Source organism: Polynucleobacter sp. MWH-UH2A (assembly GCF_018687195.1).
Taxonomy (GTDB): Bacteria; Pseudomonadota; Gammaproteobacteria; order Burkholderiales; family Burkholderiaceae; genus Polynucleobacter.
The window spans coordinates 1929190-1945428 of record NZ_CP061321.1; the positions used below are offsets into that span (position 1 = coordinate 1929190).

A 16239-nucleotide genomic window follows, 5' to 3' on the forward strand; every position below is an offset into this window, starting at 1 on the left:
ACATATTCACTTCATTCATTGCCACTACATCTTTGCTGGCGCAGATACCCCTAAGACCCTCAATCCATTTTGCAGAACCTGGCGCGTTGCCGATAGCAAGGCAAGGCGCGCAAGCTTCAGAGCTTCGTCATCTACCAATACGCGATCGGCGTTATAGAAGGTATGAAAATCACCAGCCAAATCACGCAGGTAAAAAGCGAGAGCATGTGGTGCCAACTCTGCTGCAGCATTAGTTAATACCTCTGGGTACTCTGCTAGTCGCCTTAACAAATGATCGGAAGCCTTGCTTTGTAATAAGGACAAATCTGCGTTAACTAAATCAGCAGGCTTACCACCCCATTGCTGCAAGATTGAGCTAATGCGCGCATGCGCATACTGCACATAGAACACTGGATTTTCATCATTTTGTTGAAGCGCCAAATCAATATCAAAGACAAATTCAGTATCTGCTTTACGAGAGATCAAGAAGAAACGCACCGCATCACGTCCGCGCTGCAGCGCCAATTCTCGCTCTTCAGGGCTCATGTCGGAAGTAACACCGCCAGACCATTCAACCAGATCTCGCACGGTCACATAAGAACCTGCGCGTTTAGAAATCTTAACTTCTTCACCATGACGCATCACGGTAACCATTTTGTGCAATACATAATCTGGGTATTCTTTCGGAATATCCCAGCCACGCTTCTGCGCTACTCCCTGTAAGCCTGAACGAACACGTGCGATCGTACCGTGGTGATCGCTGCCTTGAACGTTAATCACTTTCTCAAAACCACGATTCCACTTACTGGTGTGATAAGCCACGTCTGGAACAAAATAAGTAAAGCTGCCATCTGATTTACGCATTACACGATCTTTATCGTCGCCGTCATCGGTTGTTCTAAGCCAAAGCGCGCCCTCAGCCTCATACGTTTTTCCGATATTTTGTAAATCTTTAACAATCTGATTTACGCTTCCATCGGTATACAAAGAAGATTCTAAATAGTAACAATCGAATTTCACGCCGAATGTCTTCAAATCAATATCTTGTTCATTACGTAAATATGCCACTGCAAATTTACGAATTGATTCGAGGTCATCTTGATAATCAGGTGATGCTTTAAAAGCAAAAGCAATTTCCGCGATGTATTCGCCGTTGTATGCTTGCTCAGGCCAATTCGCATCACCTGGCTTTAAACCATGTAAGCGCGCTTGAACAGATAAAGCAAGATTGGCAATTTGCACACCAGCATCGTTGTAGTAAAACTCACGATGCACCTTAATTCCTTGGGTCGCCAATAAATTTGCTAGCGCATCACCCAACGCTGCCTGTCTGCCATGCCCCACATGTAGAGGGCCAGTTGGGTTTGCTGAAACAAACTCAATCATGGCGCTACTAACCGGTCCAGAGCCCTGAGCAACTTCGCCAAAATGAACACCAGACGAAAGGATCTCTCCAACAACTGCAGTTTTAGCCGAGTTACTCAGACGGAAGTTAATGAACCCAGGCCCGGCAATTTCGCAGGACGAAATGAGTTTGTCAAAACCAGCCTCTTTTTGCAAACGCTCTACCAAAGCCTGGGCCAACTCCCGCGGATTCAGCTTCCACGCCTTGGAAAGCTGGAGGGCAATATTGCATGCCACGTCTCCATGATCGACCGCCTTAGGTCGCTCTAAACGAGGGCTTGGGGCATCATCTAAGCCACGCTCCTGAGCTAAGCCCTTTAGAGCCGAACTCAACATATCAATTAAACGGTTTTTATTGGTCTGCAACATAGATAAGTGAGTTTATCAGGTGGTAAGCTGTCGAAATGATCTATCAATTTCGCTCCAAAGCCGGTCCAGATGTCATCATGCTAGCTGATCTGACCAAGCGAATCTTCGATATCTTGGGTCGCCCGCTTGAACCCAGGGGAATTTTGACTGAAGAGCAATTGCCCGCCCTGATTACCGCCCTAGAAACCGCTATATTGAATGATCTCGAGGAACGTAAAAAAGCGAGTGAAAACAAAGATGGCGAATCCGAGAAACCCAAACTAGCTGATCGACTCGGTCAAAGGGCGTATCCATTCTTAGAACTGATGAAGCAGGCTCGAGCAAAAAACGAGCCTGTCATGTGGGGCATTTAATCCACTAAGCTAGCAAGTTGCCGACGTACGTCATCGACGGATTGACCGCGACGTTTTGCCAAATCCTCAAGTTGCTCAGAGGTAATTTTTCCAACATTGAAATATTGTGCATCTGGGTGCGCCAAATAGAATCCACTTACGCTTGACGCAGGATTCATCGCCAGAGATTCGGTAAGAGTCATACCGATATCTTCAGACCCAATTACACGAAGCAAATCTTCCTTCACTTCATGGGCAGGGCACGCAGGGTAGCCTGGTGCCGGACGGATACCACGATATTCCTCGTTGATCATTTGATCATTGGTGAGAAGCTCATCAATCGCATAGCCCCACAGATCCGTACGAACGCGATGATGCATTAATTCAGCAAAAGCTTCAGCTAAACGATCAGCCAAAGCCTTCAACATAATGGCGCTGTAATCATCATGCTTTGCTTGGAACTCAGCAACTTTCTTCTCGACGCCATGTCCAGTAGTCACCGCAAAACAACCAACGTAATCGGCAACACCTGCGTCTTTTGGGGCGACATAATCTGCAAGGCATCGATTCGGTCTACGCACACCATCAATCACTGGACGCTCTGATTGTTGACGTAAGTTATGCCAAACAAATAAAGGATGCTTGCGCTCTTCATCGCTATACAAAACAATGTCATCACCAACTGTATTGGCAGGATAAAAAGCAACCACGCCATCAGCTTGTAGCCACTGACCTTTAATCAGCTTATCCAGCATGCTCTGTGCATCTGCATACACCTTACGGGCCTCATCGCCAACCACTTCATCATCGAGTATTGCTGGAAACTTTCCTGCTAAATCCCAAGTTTGAAAGAATGGCGTCCAATCGATATATTTCGCAATATCAGAAAGAGCAAAGTTCTTGAAAACACGACGTCCAATAAATTTTGGCTTCTCTGGCACATATGCTGACCAATCGATCATCTCGCGGTTTTTGCGTGCCGCTTCCAATGAAATACTTGGCGTCGCTTTTTTATTCGCATGCTGTTCACGAATACGAGCATAGTCATCTCGTAATTCTTGAATAAATTTCTTGGCACTTTCATCAGACAAAAGACTTGAAGCTACCGATACAGAACGGGATGCGTCAGGCACATACACCACTGGGCCATCGTAATGAGGCGCAATCTTTACGGCAGTATGAACGCGCGAAGTTGTGGCACCACCAATCATCAACGGAATTTGTCGAGAACGAAAATACTCATCGCGCTGCATCTCTTGTGCAACGTATGTCATTTCCTCCAGAGATGGTGTGATCAATCCTGAAAGGCCAACAATATCTGCATTCTCTTCTTTGGCGCGCTTCAAGATTTCCGCACAAGGCACCATCACACCCATATTGGCGACTTCAAAGTTATTGCACTGAAGTACTACCGTCACAATATTCTTTCCAATATCGTGAACGTCACCTTTAACGGTAGCCATGACAATTTTGCCTTTAGCCTTGGCTTCGCCACCCGCCGCGATGTGCTGGCGCTTTTCTTCCTCAATATAAGGAATAAGCATTGCAACAGCCTGCTTCATTACGCGCGCACTCTTAACAACCTGCGGCAAGAACATTTTTCCGGCACCAAACAAATCACCCACAACGTTCATACCATCCATCAGCGGGCCTTCAATTACCTCAATCGGTCGGCCACCTGCGCCCATGATTTCTGCGCGCAATGTTTCGGTATCTTCTTCAATGAATGTTGTGATGCCATGGACTAATGCATGGGTTAAACGTTCGCGTACTGGCGCCTCGCGCCAGACTAAGTTCTCAACCTGCTTGGTGCCATCACCCTTAAATTGATCAGCAATCGCTAACAGTCTTTCGGTTGGTGTTTGACCCTCTTTTTCTTTAAAACGATTAAGGACAACATCTTCAACGCGTTCGCGCAGTTCTGGGTCAAGGTCAGCATACACGCCCAACTGGCCAGCGTTCACGATACCCATATCCATGCCTGCTTGAATGGCATGGTAAAGGAATACTGTATGAATCGCCTCTCGTACCCGATCGTTTCCACGGAAAGAGAAGCTCACATTTGAAACACCGCCGCTAACCTTGGCCCCAGGAAGATTTTCTTTTATCCAACGAGTCGCGTTAATAAAATCCACGGCATAGTTGTCATGCTCTTCAATGCCCGTCGCAATCGCAAAGATATTAGGATCGAAAATAATATCTTCCGCAGGAAAGCCAATCTCGTTTACGAGAATGTCATAGCTTCTCTGACAAATTTCTATCTTGCGTTGGAACGTATCAGCCTGACCCGCTTCATCAAATGCCATCACGACCGTTGCAGCACCATAACGACGAATCAGAGCAGCTTGCTTACGGAAAGGCTCCTCGCCCTCCTTCATAGAAATCGAATTAACGATGGGCTTGCCCTGTATGCACTTCAAACCCGCTTCAATCACACTCCATTTTGATGAGTCGATCATGATAGGCACGCGAGCAATATCAGGCTCAGATGCAATGAGATTGAGGAAGCGCGTCATCGCCGACTCGGAATCAAGCATTGCCTCATCCATATTGATGTCAATGACTTGGGCGCCATTTTCAACTTGCTGTCGCGCTACAGCGAGTGCTTCATCAAATTGATTATTCAGAATCATTCGCGCAAATGCTTTGGAGCCCGTCACGTTAGTACGTTCACCAATGTTCACGAAGCCCACATCAGTGGTCACATTAAATGGCTCTAATCCAGAAAGCTTCATCGCTGGAATTATTTGCTTCTGATTTTTGTTTTCTATCTTGCTCATACTTCCTCAGCTTGTTCGCGATAGAAAACTCTCGGTTTGCGTTTTGCAACAGCATTTGCAATTGCGCGAATGTGATCCGGCGTCGTTCCACAACAACCACCCACCAAATTCACCAATCCATCTTTTGCAAAACCATCCACCAATCCAGAAGTAATTTCAGGGGTCTCATCAAATCCGGTATCGCTCATTGGATTAGGTAGACCTGCATTTGGATAGCAAGATACTGCTGCATCACAAATACGCGCAAGCTCAGCAATATAAGGGCGCATCAAGGCTGCACCCAGAGCGCAATTGAGTCCGAAGGTTAGAGGCTTAATGTGGCGCAAGCTATTCCAAAATGCCTCCACGGTTTGTCCTGAAAGAATACGTCCAGAAGCATCTGTTACCGTACCTGAAATCATCACTGGCAAACGCTCACCCGTATCCCCAAAGAATTCATCAAGAGCGAACAATGCTGCTTTGGCATTCAAAGTATCAAAAATAGTTTCGACTAAAAATAGATCTACCCCGCCCGCAAAGAGCCCTTCAATTTGCTCGCGATAAGAAGCACGCAAAGCGTCAAATGTAATATTGCGCGCACCTGGATCATTCACATCCGGAGAAATGCTCGCAGTCTTTGGAGTAGGGCCAATCGCGCCAGCAGCAAAACGTGGTTTATCAACCGTGCTGTACTTGTCACAAGCAGCGCGCGCGAGCTTTGCGGATACCTCATTCATCTCCCGCGCTAAACCAGGCATCTTGTAATCCTCTTGGGCTACCGAAGTAGCCCCAAAAGTGTTCGTCTCAATAATGTCGGCACCCGCATCTAGATACTTCTCATGAATCTCACTAATAATTTGAGGTTGCGTCAGTACCAATAACTCATTATTTCCCTTGAGGTCACCAGGGTGATCTACAAAACGAGTATTGCCAGGTAAACCACGGTAATCCGCTTCAGTTAACTTATATTGCTGAATCATGGTTCCCATCGCGCCATCCAATATGAGGATGCGCTGCTTTAAAAGCTCAGGAAGCGCCTTGCCACGGGTGTAAGGCTGGGACAAACCATTAAATTGCATTGCTTAACCGGGATTGATCTCTAGAATCCCTTATTCTATTGGAAAAGCCACTTTTTATTTACCTTGGAGCCGCTATGTTTGGAACCATTCCTGAATTCAATCAAAGTCTTGAGATGTTTAAAACTATGTGGGGACAAGGCGCAGCAGGCCAAGCTGGACAGTTCCCTTTCACTACAGACGCCTCAAAAGCGGCTGGAGGCTTTGGCGCCGCATTTCCAGGCATGGACATCGAGGAACTTGAGAAACGCATTAAAGACCTGAAAAGCGTTGAAAACTGGCTCAACCTCAACCTCAATATCCTGAAGTCCACGATTCAGGGGCTTGAAGTACAACATGCAACGATGATGGCCCTCAAGTCATTTGGGGATGCAGTCTCTGCTGCCAGCACTGCCGCAACGACAAAATCAGATTCCGGTGAAAGCCCTAAAACAACAAAAGCTAAACCGCGGAAAACCTCAACACGCCGTCCTCGCAAAGCTGGCGATCCAACTTACCTCGACGAAGTAGGTAATTCAGATGAGCAATAGCCTCACCCATTGCAAAAGTTAGTTGGTGAATATCGAGCTCGCGTTTAAATAAAACTGGCACGATTTCGCGAGCAGTAATCGGTTCTTTGCATGCTTCCAATGCATCTGCTAAACGCTCATCATGATGGGCATTGAGTTGTGCAATTCTGGGTTTAATTCCAACAAAAGGTTTGCCATGGGATGGCAGTGCTAATGCGTCATCAGGCAAAGGCAAATACTTTGCCAGAGATTGCAGGTACAAGCCCAATGGATCTGCATCGGGGTCCGCATCATAAACACTCACATTTGTAGAGATGCGCGGCAGCAACATGTCCCCTGAAATTAGAACATTTAAACCTTTGCAATAAAGTGATGCGTGCTCTGGTGCATGCCCATAACCCATAATGACTTGCCAATCATTTCCACCAATGGAAATCAACTCGCCATCAAGGATACGTCGGTATTGCCTTGGAACACCAGGAACCATATTGCTGTAGTAATTTGAACGCGCCCGAATTTTTTCCAAATCCTCTGGGGCAGTTAAACCATGCTTTTGAAAATGATCGGCCGAACCGCCGCCACCTGCTCGTGCACCAACCGCCGCGCCTCCCTCTTTGCAGCTCAACCATTGCGCCGTCAAATAGTCGGTCATTGAGATCCACAAAGGAGCATTCCATTTCTCACATAACCATTGAGACAAACCAACATGATCTGGATGCATATGCGTCACAATCACGCGCAATACTGGCAACCCCTCTAATTGAGTTGCAAAAATAGTTTCCCATGACGCTTTTGTCTCATCATTCGCAATCCCACAATCGACAATTGTCCAGCCTTGAATACCATTCATTTGATCGCGCAATAACCAAAGATTAATATGGTCCAAAGCAAAGGGTAGCTTCATCCGCAACCAGCGAACGCCAGGAGCAAGCTCAATACTTTGACCTAGCTGCGGAACTTGATCACCTAATGGATAATGAATAGCGGATTCATTTGTGGTTTGCTGTTGCTTACTCATATTTAATTTCTTTTATTGCATTAAAGATCGCTTTGACAACGATTCCATCACCCTGCATTAATTGGTGCGACATCAACCCTGAAAACGGCTATTGTCGCGGTTGTTATCGCACGCTTTCTGAAATCGCAGATTGGTCGGAACTACCGAATGATGACAAGCTGAAAATTTGGGAGGCAATCACTGCTCGCAAACTACAAGTCAAAGAGTGAGTAACTCCGCCCATCATCTAGCAGCGATTAACATCAACAATCAAGCGACCACGCACATTTCCAAGCATCAACTCTTGGGCATACTTTAATGATTCCTCTAAAGTGATTTCCTGAGAAATTTCATCTAGCGTCTTCAGATCAACCAACTTACTGAGTTGCTCATAAGCAGCGATCCGTTTTTCACGAGGCACTGTAACGCTATTAATTCCGTATAAGGTTACGCCGCGCAAAATAAAAGGGGCGACACTTGAGGGAAAATCCATGCCTTGAGCAAGCCCACAAGCAGCTACCGCGCCATTGCTCTTGGTTTGTGCACAAGCATTTGCCAGGGTGTGACTACCAACGCTATCCAATACTGCTGCCCAACGCTCTTTAGCCAAAGGTTTGCCTGGCGCAGATAAGCCGGCACGATCAATCACTTCTGCAGCACCTAATTTTTTTAAGTAATCCGCTTCAGCCATTCGCCCAGTACTAGCAACCACCGTAAAACCTAATTTACTAAGTAAGGTAATCGCAAAGCTACCAACACCACCTGCAGCGCCAGTCACCAACACCTCTCCATCGCTTGGCTTGAGTCCATGTTTTTGTAATGCCATGACACACAACATAGCGGTATATCCAGCAGTACCAATAGCAAGGGCTTGTTTTGCAGTAAAGCCTTTGGGTAATGGAATTAGCCACTCAGATTTCACACGCGCTTGCTGAGCTAAACCGCCCCAGTGACCCTCACCCACTCCCCAGCCATTGAGGAGCACCATATCGCCCGCCTTAAAGTCAGGGCTAGCACTTTCAATTACCTCTCCAGCAAAGTCGATCCCAGGGACCATTGGAAAGCTCCGCACTACAGGGCCTTTGCCAGTAATTGCAAGGCCATCCTTGTAGTTTAAGGTGGAATACAGAACTTTGACCCTGACATCACCCTCAGGAAGGCTAGATTCATCAGCCTGCCCAAGCTCGGCCCTGTATCCCTGGTCATCTTTATTAATCAAGATTGCTTTAAACATATCTCATTTCCCCGCAGCTTTTGTGTAATAGGTTTATCCTAACGAGCATTGTCGATTATGGAGGCTTCCATGAAAAAAATTCTACTATTAACCGCAATTTCTGGCTCATTGCTTGCAGGGTGCTATTCGACCGAAATTAATATGTCGATGGGCAATATGCGCCTCATTAGCTCTAGCGCAAATCCGCAAGATGTCATGGACTTCGCTACCAAAGCCTGTAAAAACGATTTTTACCAAGGTGCAAGCTTTTTATCCAAAGCCGGCAAAGAGTACCGCTTTAAGTGCGTAAAGGCTGAAGAAAACGAAGTTTTGATTCCAATTCCAGGCACCACGATCGAATCAACACCGAAAGCAGATAGCAAGTAAAAAGATATGGCCCCGTTCACATCGCAAGATCTTCGCAAAGGATTTGCCTCTTTTGCGACTGGGGTCACCGTCATTACCTGTGTTGATGAAGATCAGAATCCACACGGCATCACGATCAGTTCATTTAATACCGTTTCCCTAGAGCCTCCCCTCATTTTATGGAGCCTTAAGAAGCATTCGCGACTGATGCCGTGGGTCGAAGTCGGCAAAAAGCATTTGATTCACGTGCTAGAACGCTCACAAGAGTCACTAGCAATGCACTTCGCAACAGTCAAAGTTAATCAGTTTGCCGGAATTGATCATCAGCGCACTAACAGCGACTTAACTCAAATCAATCACTGCGTAGCCTACTATGAATGCGAAACTGTTTCAGTTCACACGGGTGGTGACCACAATATTATTGTTGCTAAAGTGATTCATTTAAAAAATTATCCCGAAAGAGAGCCGCTTATATTTGCTCGCAGCAAATTTGTGGGCTTAGATTTTTCTGAGACTAAAGCTAGCTAATTCACAAAATTCTTATAGGAATAAATATGATGCGTTTATGGGGGCGGAAAAGCTCTATTAATGTCCAAAAAGTTCTGTGGTGTCTCGCTGAATTGGGACTCAAAGAGGGTATTGATTTTGAACGGATTGATGCCGGCCTTCAGTTTGGTAAAGTGCGCACTCCTGAGTTCTTAAAACTCAACCCCAATGGTTTAGTACCTACACTAGAAGACAAAGGTCTCGTGTTGTGGGAATCTAATACCATCATGCGTTACCTTGCTTCACAACATAACAAAAACAGTCGCTTTCCTGCGGACATTGCCTCTCAATATGGCTCTGAGAAGTGGATGGATTGGCAAGTCGGTACGCTGTGGCCGGTTTTGCGTCCCGCGTTTCTGGGCCTCACAAGAGTTCCACTGGCCGAGCAAAACCATGAGCTGATTCTGAAGTCTTATCAAGAAACAAATCAGCTATTTGAAGTACTGGATCAAACATTAGCCTCACAAGCGTTTTGCTCAGGGAAGAAATTTCATCTTGGCGATATTGTTCTTAGCTTGTGCGCGCATCGCTGGATGTTAATCAATGAGACGTTCCCAAAACAAACCGGTTCACGCGCAAATCTAAAGAACTTAGAGCGCTGGCTAAATCAACTGAAAGCAGAAACCCATTTCGAAGCATTTGCCGAGAAAGAGCTCAATATCATTAATAAGTGATATTGAGCATTTCAATCTCGCATTCTATTCTTGCTTGAATTTCTTCTGATGGTGATCGGCACCCATATAGAGGTACATTGCTGGCACTACGAAGAGAGTAAATAAGGTGCCAATCGACAGGCCTGTAAAAATCACGATTCCCATCGATTGACGGCCAGCCGCACCAGCCCCGGAAGCAATCACCAGCGGCACAACTCCCAAAACCATCGCTGCGGTAGTCATCAAGATTGGCCTTAAACGAACACTACTTGCCTCCACAATGGCGTCTAATTTGCTGCGGCCTGCTTCTTGCAATTCGTTTGCGAATTCGACAATCAAAATACCGTGCTTACTAATCAAACCCATCAGAGTTACTAGACCCACCTGCGTGTAAACGTTCAAGGTTGTGAAGCCGAGATTAATAAAAATCAATGCGCCAAAGAGAGCTAATGGCACGGACACCAGAATAACAATTGGGTCACGGAAACTTTCAAACTGCGCAGCAAGCACCAGAAAAACAATCAGAATGGCAAAGAACATGGTTACCAAAAAGCCGCCTGATTCAGACATAAATTGGCGTGAAGGCCCAGCATAGTCCATGGAATAACCACTAGGGGCAACCTCTTTCAAAGTTTGACGCATGTATTCCAATAAATCTGCCTGAGAAATAAATGGCGTACTAACGCCCGAAATCGTTGCAGAATTTAATTGCTGAAAGTGGTTGATTGATTGCGGCACAACGCGCTGTTGAATACTGGCTATCGTGCGCGCCTGGATCATCGCGCCACTTGGGGTACGAATGTAGTAATCCAAAATTTGATCTGGATTCAAACGATCTACTTGCTTGACCTGCGGAATCACCCTATACGAACGTCCAGAAACTGAAAAGTAATTGACGTAGCCACCGCCTAATGCAGCCGAAAGAGCCGCACCAACTTGCTGTTGCGTCATTCCTAAGGCCGCAACTTTTTCACGATCAATTACTAAAACATCTTGCGGTTTATCAATCTTCAAATCTGAATCTACAAAGAAGAAGTTACCGCTTCGACGCGCTTTATCTAATACCGCTTGAGATACCTCATTCAATTGATCATAGGACTCAGTAGTATTGATCACAACCTGAACAGGTAAACCCTGGGCACCGGGCAAAGCGGGGAATTGGAATGCCGCTACGCGTGCGCCCGCAATCGTATTCCATTTTTGCTGCATATCTTCTTGGAACTTCGTCGCATTACGGCTACGAGAGCTCCAGTCTTTTAGCAAGATGCCGCCAAAACTCGATGTTGGACTCGTGATCTGAAATGCTTGTTCGTATTCTGGTTCGGCTGCTGCAATTGCGTAAATTTGATCTGCATAGGTTTGCATCTGGTTTACGGTACTGTTTGGTGGTCCAGATGCTTGCATCAAAACAATGCCTTGGTCCTCCGTTGGGGCCAATTCGGCACGCGCAGTAGCATAGAGGTAAGCCACTCCACCCAATAAGATTGCGCCCATCACAATAATGACTTGCCAAGTACTTAATAAGTCGCGCAAAGTAGTTTGGTAGCTGTGATGTACCTTATCAAAAATCTGATCAATCTTGTGCACAAAAGAAGAAGCTTCTTGTTCTTCAGTAAAAATGCGTGAGCACATCATCGGGGATAGAGTCAGCGCAATCAATCCCGATACCGCTACTGCGCTAGCCAAGGTGAATGCAAATTCAGTAAAAAGTGCGCCTGTTAAACCGCCCTGAAACCCAATTGGGATATAAACAGCAATCAAAACTACTGTCATTGCCAAAATTGGGCTACCCAACTCACGTGCAGCGATTAATGAGGCCTCTAATGGAGATTTACCTTCCTTCATATGCCTATCAACGTTTTCTACTACGATGATGGCGTCATCTACTACTAAGCCAATCGCTAGAACCAAAGCCAAGAGCGTAAGCAAATTAATGGAGTAACCCAAAATTTGCATCAAGAAGAAAGTGCCAATCAACGATAAGGGCATTGCAATCACAGGCACGGCAACCGCACGAACGCTTCCTAAGAATAAATAAATCACCACCGTCACGATTACCAAGGCCTCAAGTAAAGTGGAGATCACTTCATCAATTGAGCTTGTAATAAATTCTGTCGAGTCATAAACAATTTGGCCGTTCATTCCAATTGGCAACTGTTTTTGAATACTCGGAACCACATCTCTGACACGTTGCGCTACATCGAGCAAATTCGCTTGTGGAGCAACCTTGATGCCAATAAACACGGATTGTTTACCGCTAAAGGCCACATTGGTGTTGTAGTCCTCAGAACCCAAAGTGACATTGGCTACTTGATCCAAGTAAACAATATTGACGCCGTCCTTTTTAATAACCAGCTTACGAAACTCTTCTAGCGTATGCAGATCGGTACCAGCAACGAGGTCAACAGAGACCATATCGCCTTTCGTGCTGCCTACCGCTGATAGATAGTTGTTTGCTGACATGGCGCTATACACATCATCTGCACCCACACCAAGGCCCGCCATTTTTTCGCGATCCAACCAAGCACGCAATGCAAATTTTCTTCCGCCGATGATCTCGGCGTTTTGTACGCCTTCGACAGAATCTAACTTAGGCTTTACAACACGCAATAAGTAATCGGTGATCGCATTATTAGGCAATTGATCACTATAAAACCCCATATACATTGCAGCAGTTGATTGACCAACCTGAACAGTCAAAACAGGTTGCTGTGCTTGTGGGGGTAGTTGATTCTTAACTGCGCTAATTTGCGTCTGAATCTGGGTTAATGCAGAGTTGGAGTCATAGTTCAACTTCAGAGTCGCAATGATGGTGGAGACGCCACTCACACTAGTTGAGGAAAGGTAATCAATACCCTGGGCTTGCGCGATTGAGGCTTCTAATGGCTGAGTGATAAATCCTGCGATGGTTTCTGGATCAGCGCCGTAGTAGGCAGTCGTAATCGTAACGATGGCATTTTGAGTTTGTGGATATTGATTCACCGGCAAAGAACCGATTGCCTTCAATCCAAAGACGAGCACGAGAGCGCTCACCACCAGCGATAACACTGGCCTACGAATGAATATATCAGTCCAATTCATCTGCTACTTATTCCTGCGGCTTAGGATCAGGTGAATTCGCAGGTTGCACCTTGTTATTAATAATGAGTGGCGTACCATTTTTCAGCTTCAATTGACCGCTAGTGACAACAGTGTCGCCCTCATTGATTCCTTTGAGAATCGCTACCTGATCGCCACGAGTCGCACCGGTTGTCACAAATACTTGCTGCGCCTCTAAAGCTGGATTGCCCTGCTTATCTTTCTTACCAGTCGGTTTAGCAATAAAAACAGTTGAACCATATGGGTTATAGGTCACGGCCGTTTGCGGCAAGGTTAGCAATTTCACTTCGTCGCCAAGCTTGATATTGACGTTGGCAAACATGCCGGGCAATACTTTTTTATCTGGATTGGCAATCTGCGCTTCAATCTGAATATTACGAGTATTCGTATCAACTTTTGGACTAACGGCAGTGATCTTTCCAGTAAAACTGGCATCTTTAAATGCGTCGGTAGTAACAACCACCTCTTGTCCCACCTGAATTTGTTCAGCATTACCTTGAGGCAATGTGAAATCTACAAATATAGGATCCAAAGTCTGCAAAGTAATCAATTTGTCTCCAGGATTCACAAACTGACCAGGATTAATTGACACAATACCAACGCGACCACTAAATGGGGCTTTCAGATTTTTCTTGGCAACCAAAGCGGTTTGCGCCTCAACTTGGGCTTGCTTTGATTTTGCATCGGCTTTGCTGGTATCAAAAACGTTTTTGCTAATCGCCTGAATGGCTAACTGCAGCTTGTCGCGCTCATTAATTACTTTTGCGAGATCTGCCATGGCCTTTAAAGAATTCAGCTGCGCAACGTCAGAAGCGTCATTTAATTTAATGAGCAAGTCGCCCTCTTTCACATCTTGACCAGATTTCACAGGAACCGTTTGTACTAATCCACCAATTTCCGTACTGAGATCAACCCCTCTGAATGCACGCACGTTACCAACGCTAGTTAACTTTGGTTGCCACTCTGAAGTTGCAACCACCATCGTTGAAACTGTAGCAGGGGGTAGACCCATTCCTGATATGAAATGCTTAATCATGAATGTCTTGAACTGATTAAAAGCAAAAATCAGACCGAGCAATAAGAAAACCCCACACAACATGACTGTCATACGACGTTGCAAAGGCTCCATTGCCATCAACTTGGCATATGCCTTGGTGCCACGCCACTTAACACCCATACGAGCATAGAATGCCTTGGCCTTCTCCCAAAGTGCAACAGCCCTTTCGCGCAACTTCCATTGCACGGCCTTTAACTTTAACCATGCCCACACAGCGAGAACAATGGCAATCAGTTTGCTTTTAATTGTTTCCAGAAGTTTCATTTTGATCTTTGTTCGCTACGTCTTTTGGTTTAAAGGCAGGGCCAACTCGATTCCACCAACCACCGCCTAATGCTGTAAATAATGCTGCCGTATCCGAAAACCGCGTTGCTTGGGCAGCAACAGATTTCACCTTGGCTTGTTGATACTGATTTTGGTAATAGAGCACCGCCAAATAACTAGCTGTCCCTAATTTATATTGTTGCTGCACAAGATCTAATGTCTCATAGGCATAACGCTCTGCATCGGAAGCGGCCTTAAGCGCTTGAGCTCCAGTCTCTAAAGCGCGTAGGGCATTAGCAACTTCCTGAAAAGCATTCAAGACGGTAGCCTGATACTGAAAAGCAGCCTGCTCATAGTTAGCAAGCGCGCCGCGACGTTGCGCTAAGAGCTGGCCACCTTGAAACAATGGTTGCAGGATTCCACCACCGATAGACCATAAGGCTGCATTTGGGCCAAATAGAGCGGCAGAAGTAAGGGCAGCCGAGCCAATAGACCCCGTGATATTAAATTGCGGCAATAGATTTGCCGTGGCCACTCCAACAAAAGCGTTCTGCGCTTTTAATTGGGCTTCGGCAGCACGCACATCAGGACGCTGACGTACAAGACTCGAAGGGACTGACAGCGGCAGCTTCTCCGGTAAGTGCAACTTGTTTAAATCAAAATGGGTGATATCGGCATTACTAGGCAACTCACCAACCAAAACTGCGAGCTGATTACGCGTGAATGCCAGATTTCTTTCGTAATTTAATAAATCAACTTGTGAATTCGATACCAACGTTCTTTGCGAAGTGACATCCACTTTAGAAACAGTGCCAATGACTAATTGCTTTTCAGTCACCTCAGCAAGATTGGTTTGCGCTTTTAGAATCTCTTCAGTGGCATTCATCTGAGCGCGTAACGCAGCCTCCTTTACTGCGCTGGTCACAACATTAGCCGTTAAAGAAAGATACGCGCCCTCCAACTGAAACTGCGCAACCTCGGCCTGCGCTCTGGCACCTTCCACTGCACGACGCGCCCCTCCAAATACATCCAATTTATAAGTGACATTAACGGAGGTGTTATACAGGTTGTAAGTATCTGAGCCATATGGCAAACCATAAATGGCGGATGGCTGAAGTTGACGAGTAGCCCCTGCACCAAGGCCAATAGCGGGAAAGTATTGGCCGCCGATTTGAGCATTCACATTTTCTTGGGCTGCACGTAATGCGGCATCAGCCGCACCTAAATTTGGATTTTGTTCCAATGCCTTTTTGATCAGCGCATCAAGCTCGGGAGATTTATACAACTCCCACCATTGCGCTTCTATATCTGCGCCCTCTACAAACTCCTGATCCGTTCCGCCCGGAACACCTGGAGCCGTTGCTAATTTCTTACTTACAACACCTTCGGTATATGAAGAGGTTTTAGGCGCCTCAGGCTGTTTGAAATCAGGCCCAACCGCACATGCGGAAAGTAGGCTCACGCATAGGCACGGGAGCAACTTAGAACGCAGGGAAGAAATCGTTTTTAAAAAAAACATGGACGCGGCAAATATTCTCTTTTGTAAGAGTTATTTGAACACAAAAATGATGCAGGGGTTATGTAACACCCTGATTTATCTACTGAAATTTGTACAC

At 45.9% G+C, this 16239-nt stretch carries 14 protein-coding genes; 6 read left to right on the forward strand and 8 right to left on the reverse strand.

What is annotated here, in order from left to right; genetic code table 11:
- Positions 1–24: 24 nt before the first annotated feature.
- Positions 25–1752: an arginine--tRNA ligase gene (gene argS, locus IC571_RS09995; protein WP_215316477.1), complete on the reverse strand. Its 1728-nt coding sequence runs from the start codon at positions 1750–1752 to the stop codon at positions 25–27.
- Between the two features lie 35 nt (positions 1753–1787).
- Between argS and IC571_RS10000 the strand changes: the two genes are divergently transcribed.
- On the forward strand, positions 1788–2105 hold the full coding sequence (locus IC571_RS10000) for a DUF1840 domain-containing protein (protein ID WP_215316479.1): 318 nt from the start codon (positions 1788–1790) through the stop codon (positions 2103–2105).
- Here the strand turns inward: IC571_RS10000 and metH are convergent.
- Complete coding sequence (metH, locus tag IC571_RS10005; protein WP_215316481.1) at positions 2102–4864, reverse strand: methionine synthase; 2763 nt, start codon at positions 4862–4864, stop codon at positions 2102–2104. The two genes, IC571_RS10000 and metH, sit on opposite strands and share 4 nt — an antisense overlap.
- A complete protein-coding gene (locus IC571_RS10010) occupies positions 4861–5922 on the reverse strand; it encodes a homocysteine S-methyltransferase family protein (protein WP_215316483.1) in 1062 nt (353 codons plus the stop codon). The genes metH and IC571_RS10010 overlap by 4 nt, the downstream gene beginning before the upstream one ends.
- Positions 5923–5996: 74 nt before the next feature.
- Here IC571_RS10010 and IC571_RS10015 point away from each other — a divergent pair, with 74 nt between their 5' ends.
- Entirely contained in the window at positions 5997–6449 is a 453-nt protein-coding gene (locus tag IC571_RS10015; RefSeq protein WP_215316485.1) for a PhaM family polyhydroxyalkanoate granule multifunctional regulatory protein, read from the forward strand.
- Here IC571_RS10015 and IC571_RS10020 read toward each other — a convergent pair.
- Positions 6361–7446: an MBL fold metallo-hydrolase gene (locus IC571_RS10020; RefSeq protein WP_215316486.1), complete on the reverse strand. Its 1086-nt coding sequence runs from the start codon at positions 7444–7446 to the stop codon at positions 6361–6363. The genes IC571_RS10015 and IC571_RS10020 overlap by 89 nt on opposite strands.
- A 32-nt stretch (positions 7447–7478) precedes the next feature.
- Here IC571_RS10020 and IC571_RS10025 point away from each other — a divergent pair, with 32 nt between their 5' ends.
- Complete coding sequence (locus IC571_RS10025; RefSeq protein ID WP_215316488.1) at positions 7479–7655, forward strand: DUF1289 domain-containing protein; 177 nt, start codon at positions 7479–7481, stop codon at positions 7653–7655.
- Positions 7656–7672: 17 nt separating this feature from the next.
- On the opposite strand, the gene IC571_RS10030 is transcribed toward IC571_RS10025, so the two are convergent.
- Complete coding sequence (locus tag IC571_RS10030) at positions 7673–8659, reverse strand: MDR family oxidoreductase (RefSeq protein WP_215316489.1); 987 nt, start codon at positions 8657–8659, stop codon at positions 7673–7675.
- Between the two features lie 69 nt (positions 8660–8728).
- Here IC571_RS10030 and IC571_RS10035 point away from each other — a divergent pair, with 69 nt between their 5' ends.
- The 3 genes from IC571_RS10035 to IC571_RS10045 are packed head-to-tail and all read left to right on the forward strand — an operon-like array spanning position 8729 to position 10224.
- Positions 8729–9025, forward strand: a complete 297-nt coding sequence (locus IC571_RS10035) for a hypothetical protein (RefSeq protein WP_215316491.1) — start codon at positions 8729–8731, stop codon at positions 9023–9025.
- Positions 9026–9031: 6 nt separating this feature from the next.
- Entirely contained in the window at positions 9032–9532 is a 501-nt protein-coding gene (locus tag IC571_RS10040) for a flavin reductase family protein (protein ID WP_215316492.1), read from the forward strand.
- Between the two features lie 26 nt (positions 9533–9558).
- The gene (locus IC571_RS10045; protein ID WP_215316494.1) at positions 9559–10224 is read left to right on the forward strand and encodes a glutathione S-transferase family protein; all 666 of its coding nucleotides are present in this window, start codon (positions 9559–9561) and stop codon (positions 10222–10224) included.
- Positions 10225–10248: 24 nt separating this feature from the next.
- Here the strand turns inward: IC571_RS10045 and IC571_RS10050 are convergent, their stop codons facing one another.
- The 3 genes from IC571_RS10050 to IC571_RS10060 form a co-directional block, all read right to left on the reverse strand.
- Positions 10249–13284 carry an efflux RND transporter permease subunit gene (locus IC571_RS10050; protein WP_215316495.1) on the reverse strand — a complete coding sequence of 1012 codons (3036 nt, stop codon included), beginning with the start codon at positions 13282–13284 and terminating at the stop codon, positions 10249–10251.
- A gap of 7 nt (positions 13285–13291) precedes the next feature.
- Positions 13292–14431, reverse strand: a complete 1140-nt coding sequence (locus IC571_RS10055; RefSeq protein WP_215317902.1) for an efflux RND transporter periplasmic adaptor subunit — start codon at positions 14429–14431, stop codon at positions 13292–13294.
- Between the two features lie 169 nt (positions 14432–14600).
- Positions 14601–16085, reverse strand: a complete 1485-nt coding sequence (locus tag IC571_RS10060) for an efflux transporter outer membrane subunit (RefSeq protein WP_251373390.1) — start codon at positions 16083–16085, stop codon at positions 14601–14603.
- Positions 16086–16239 lie beyond the last annotated feature (154 nt).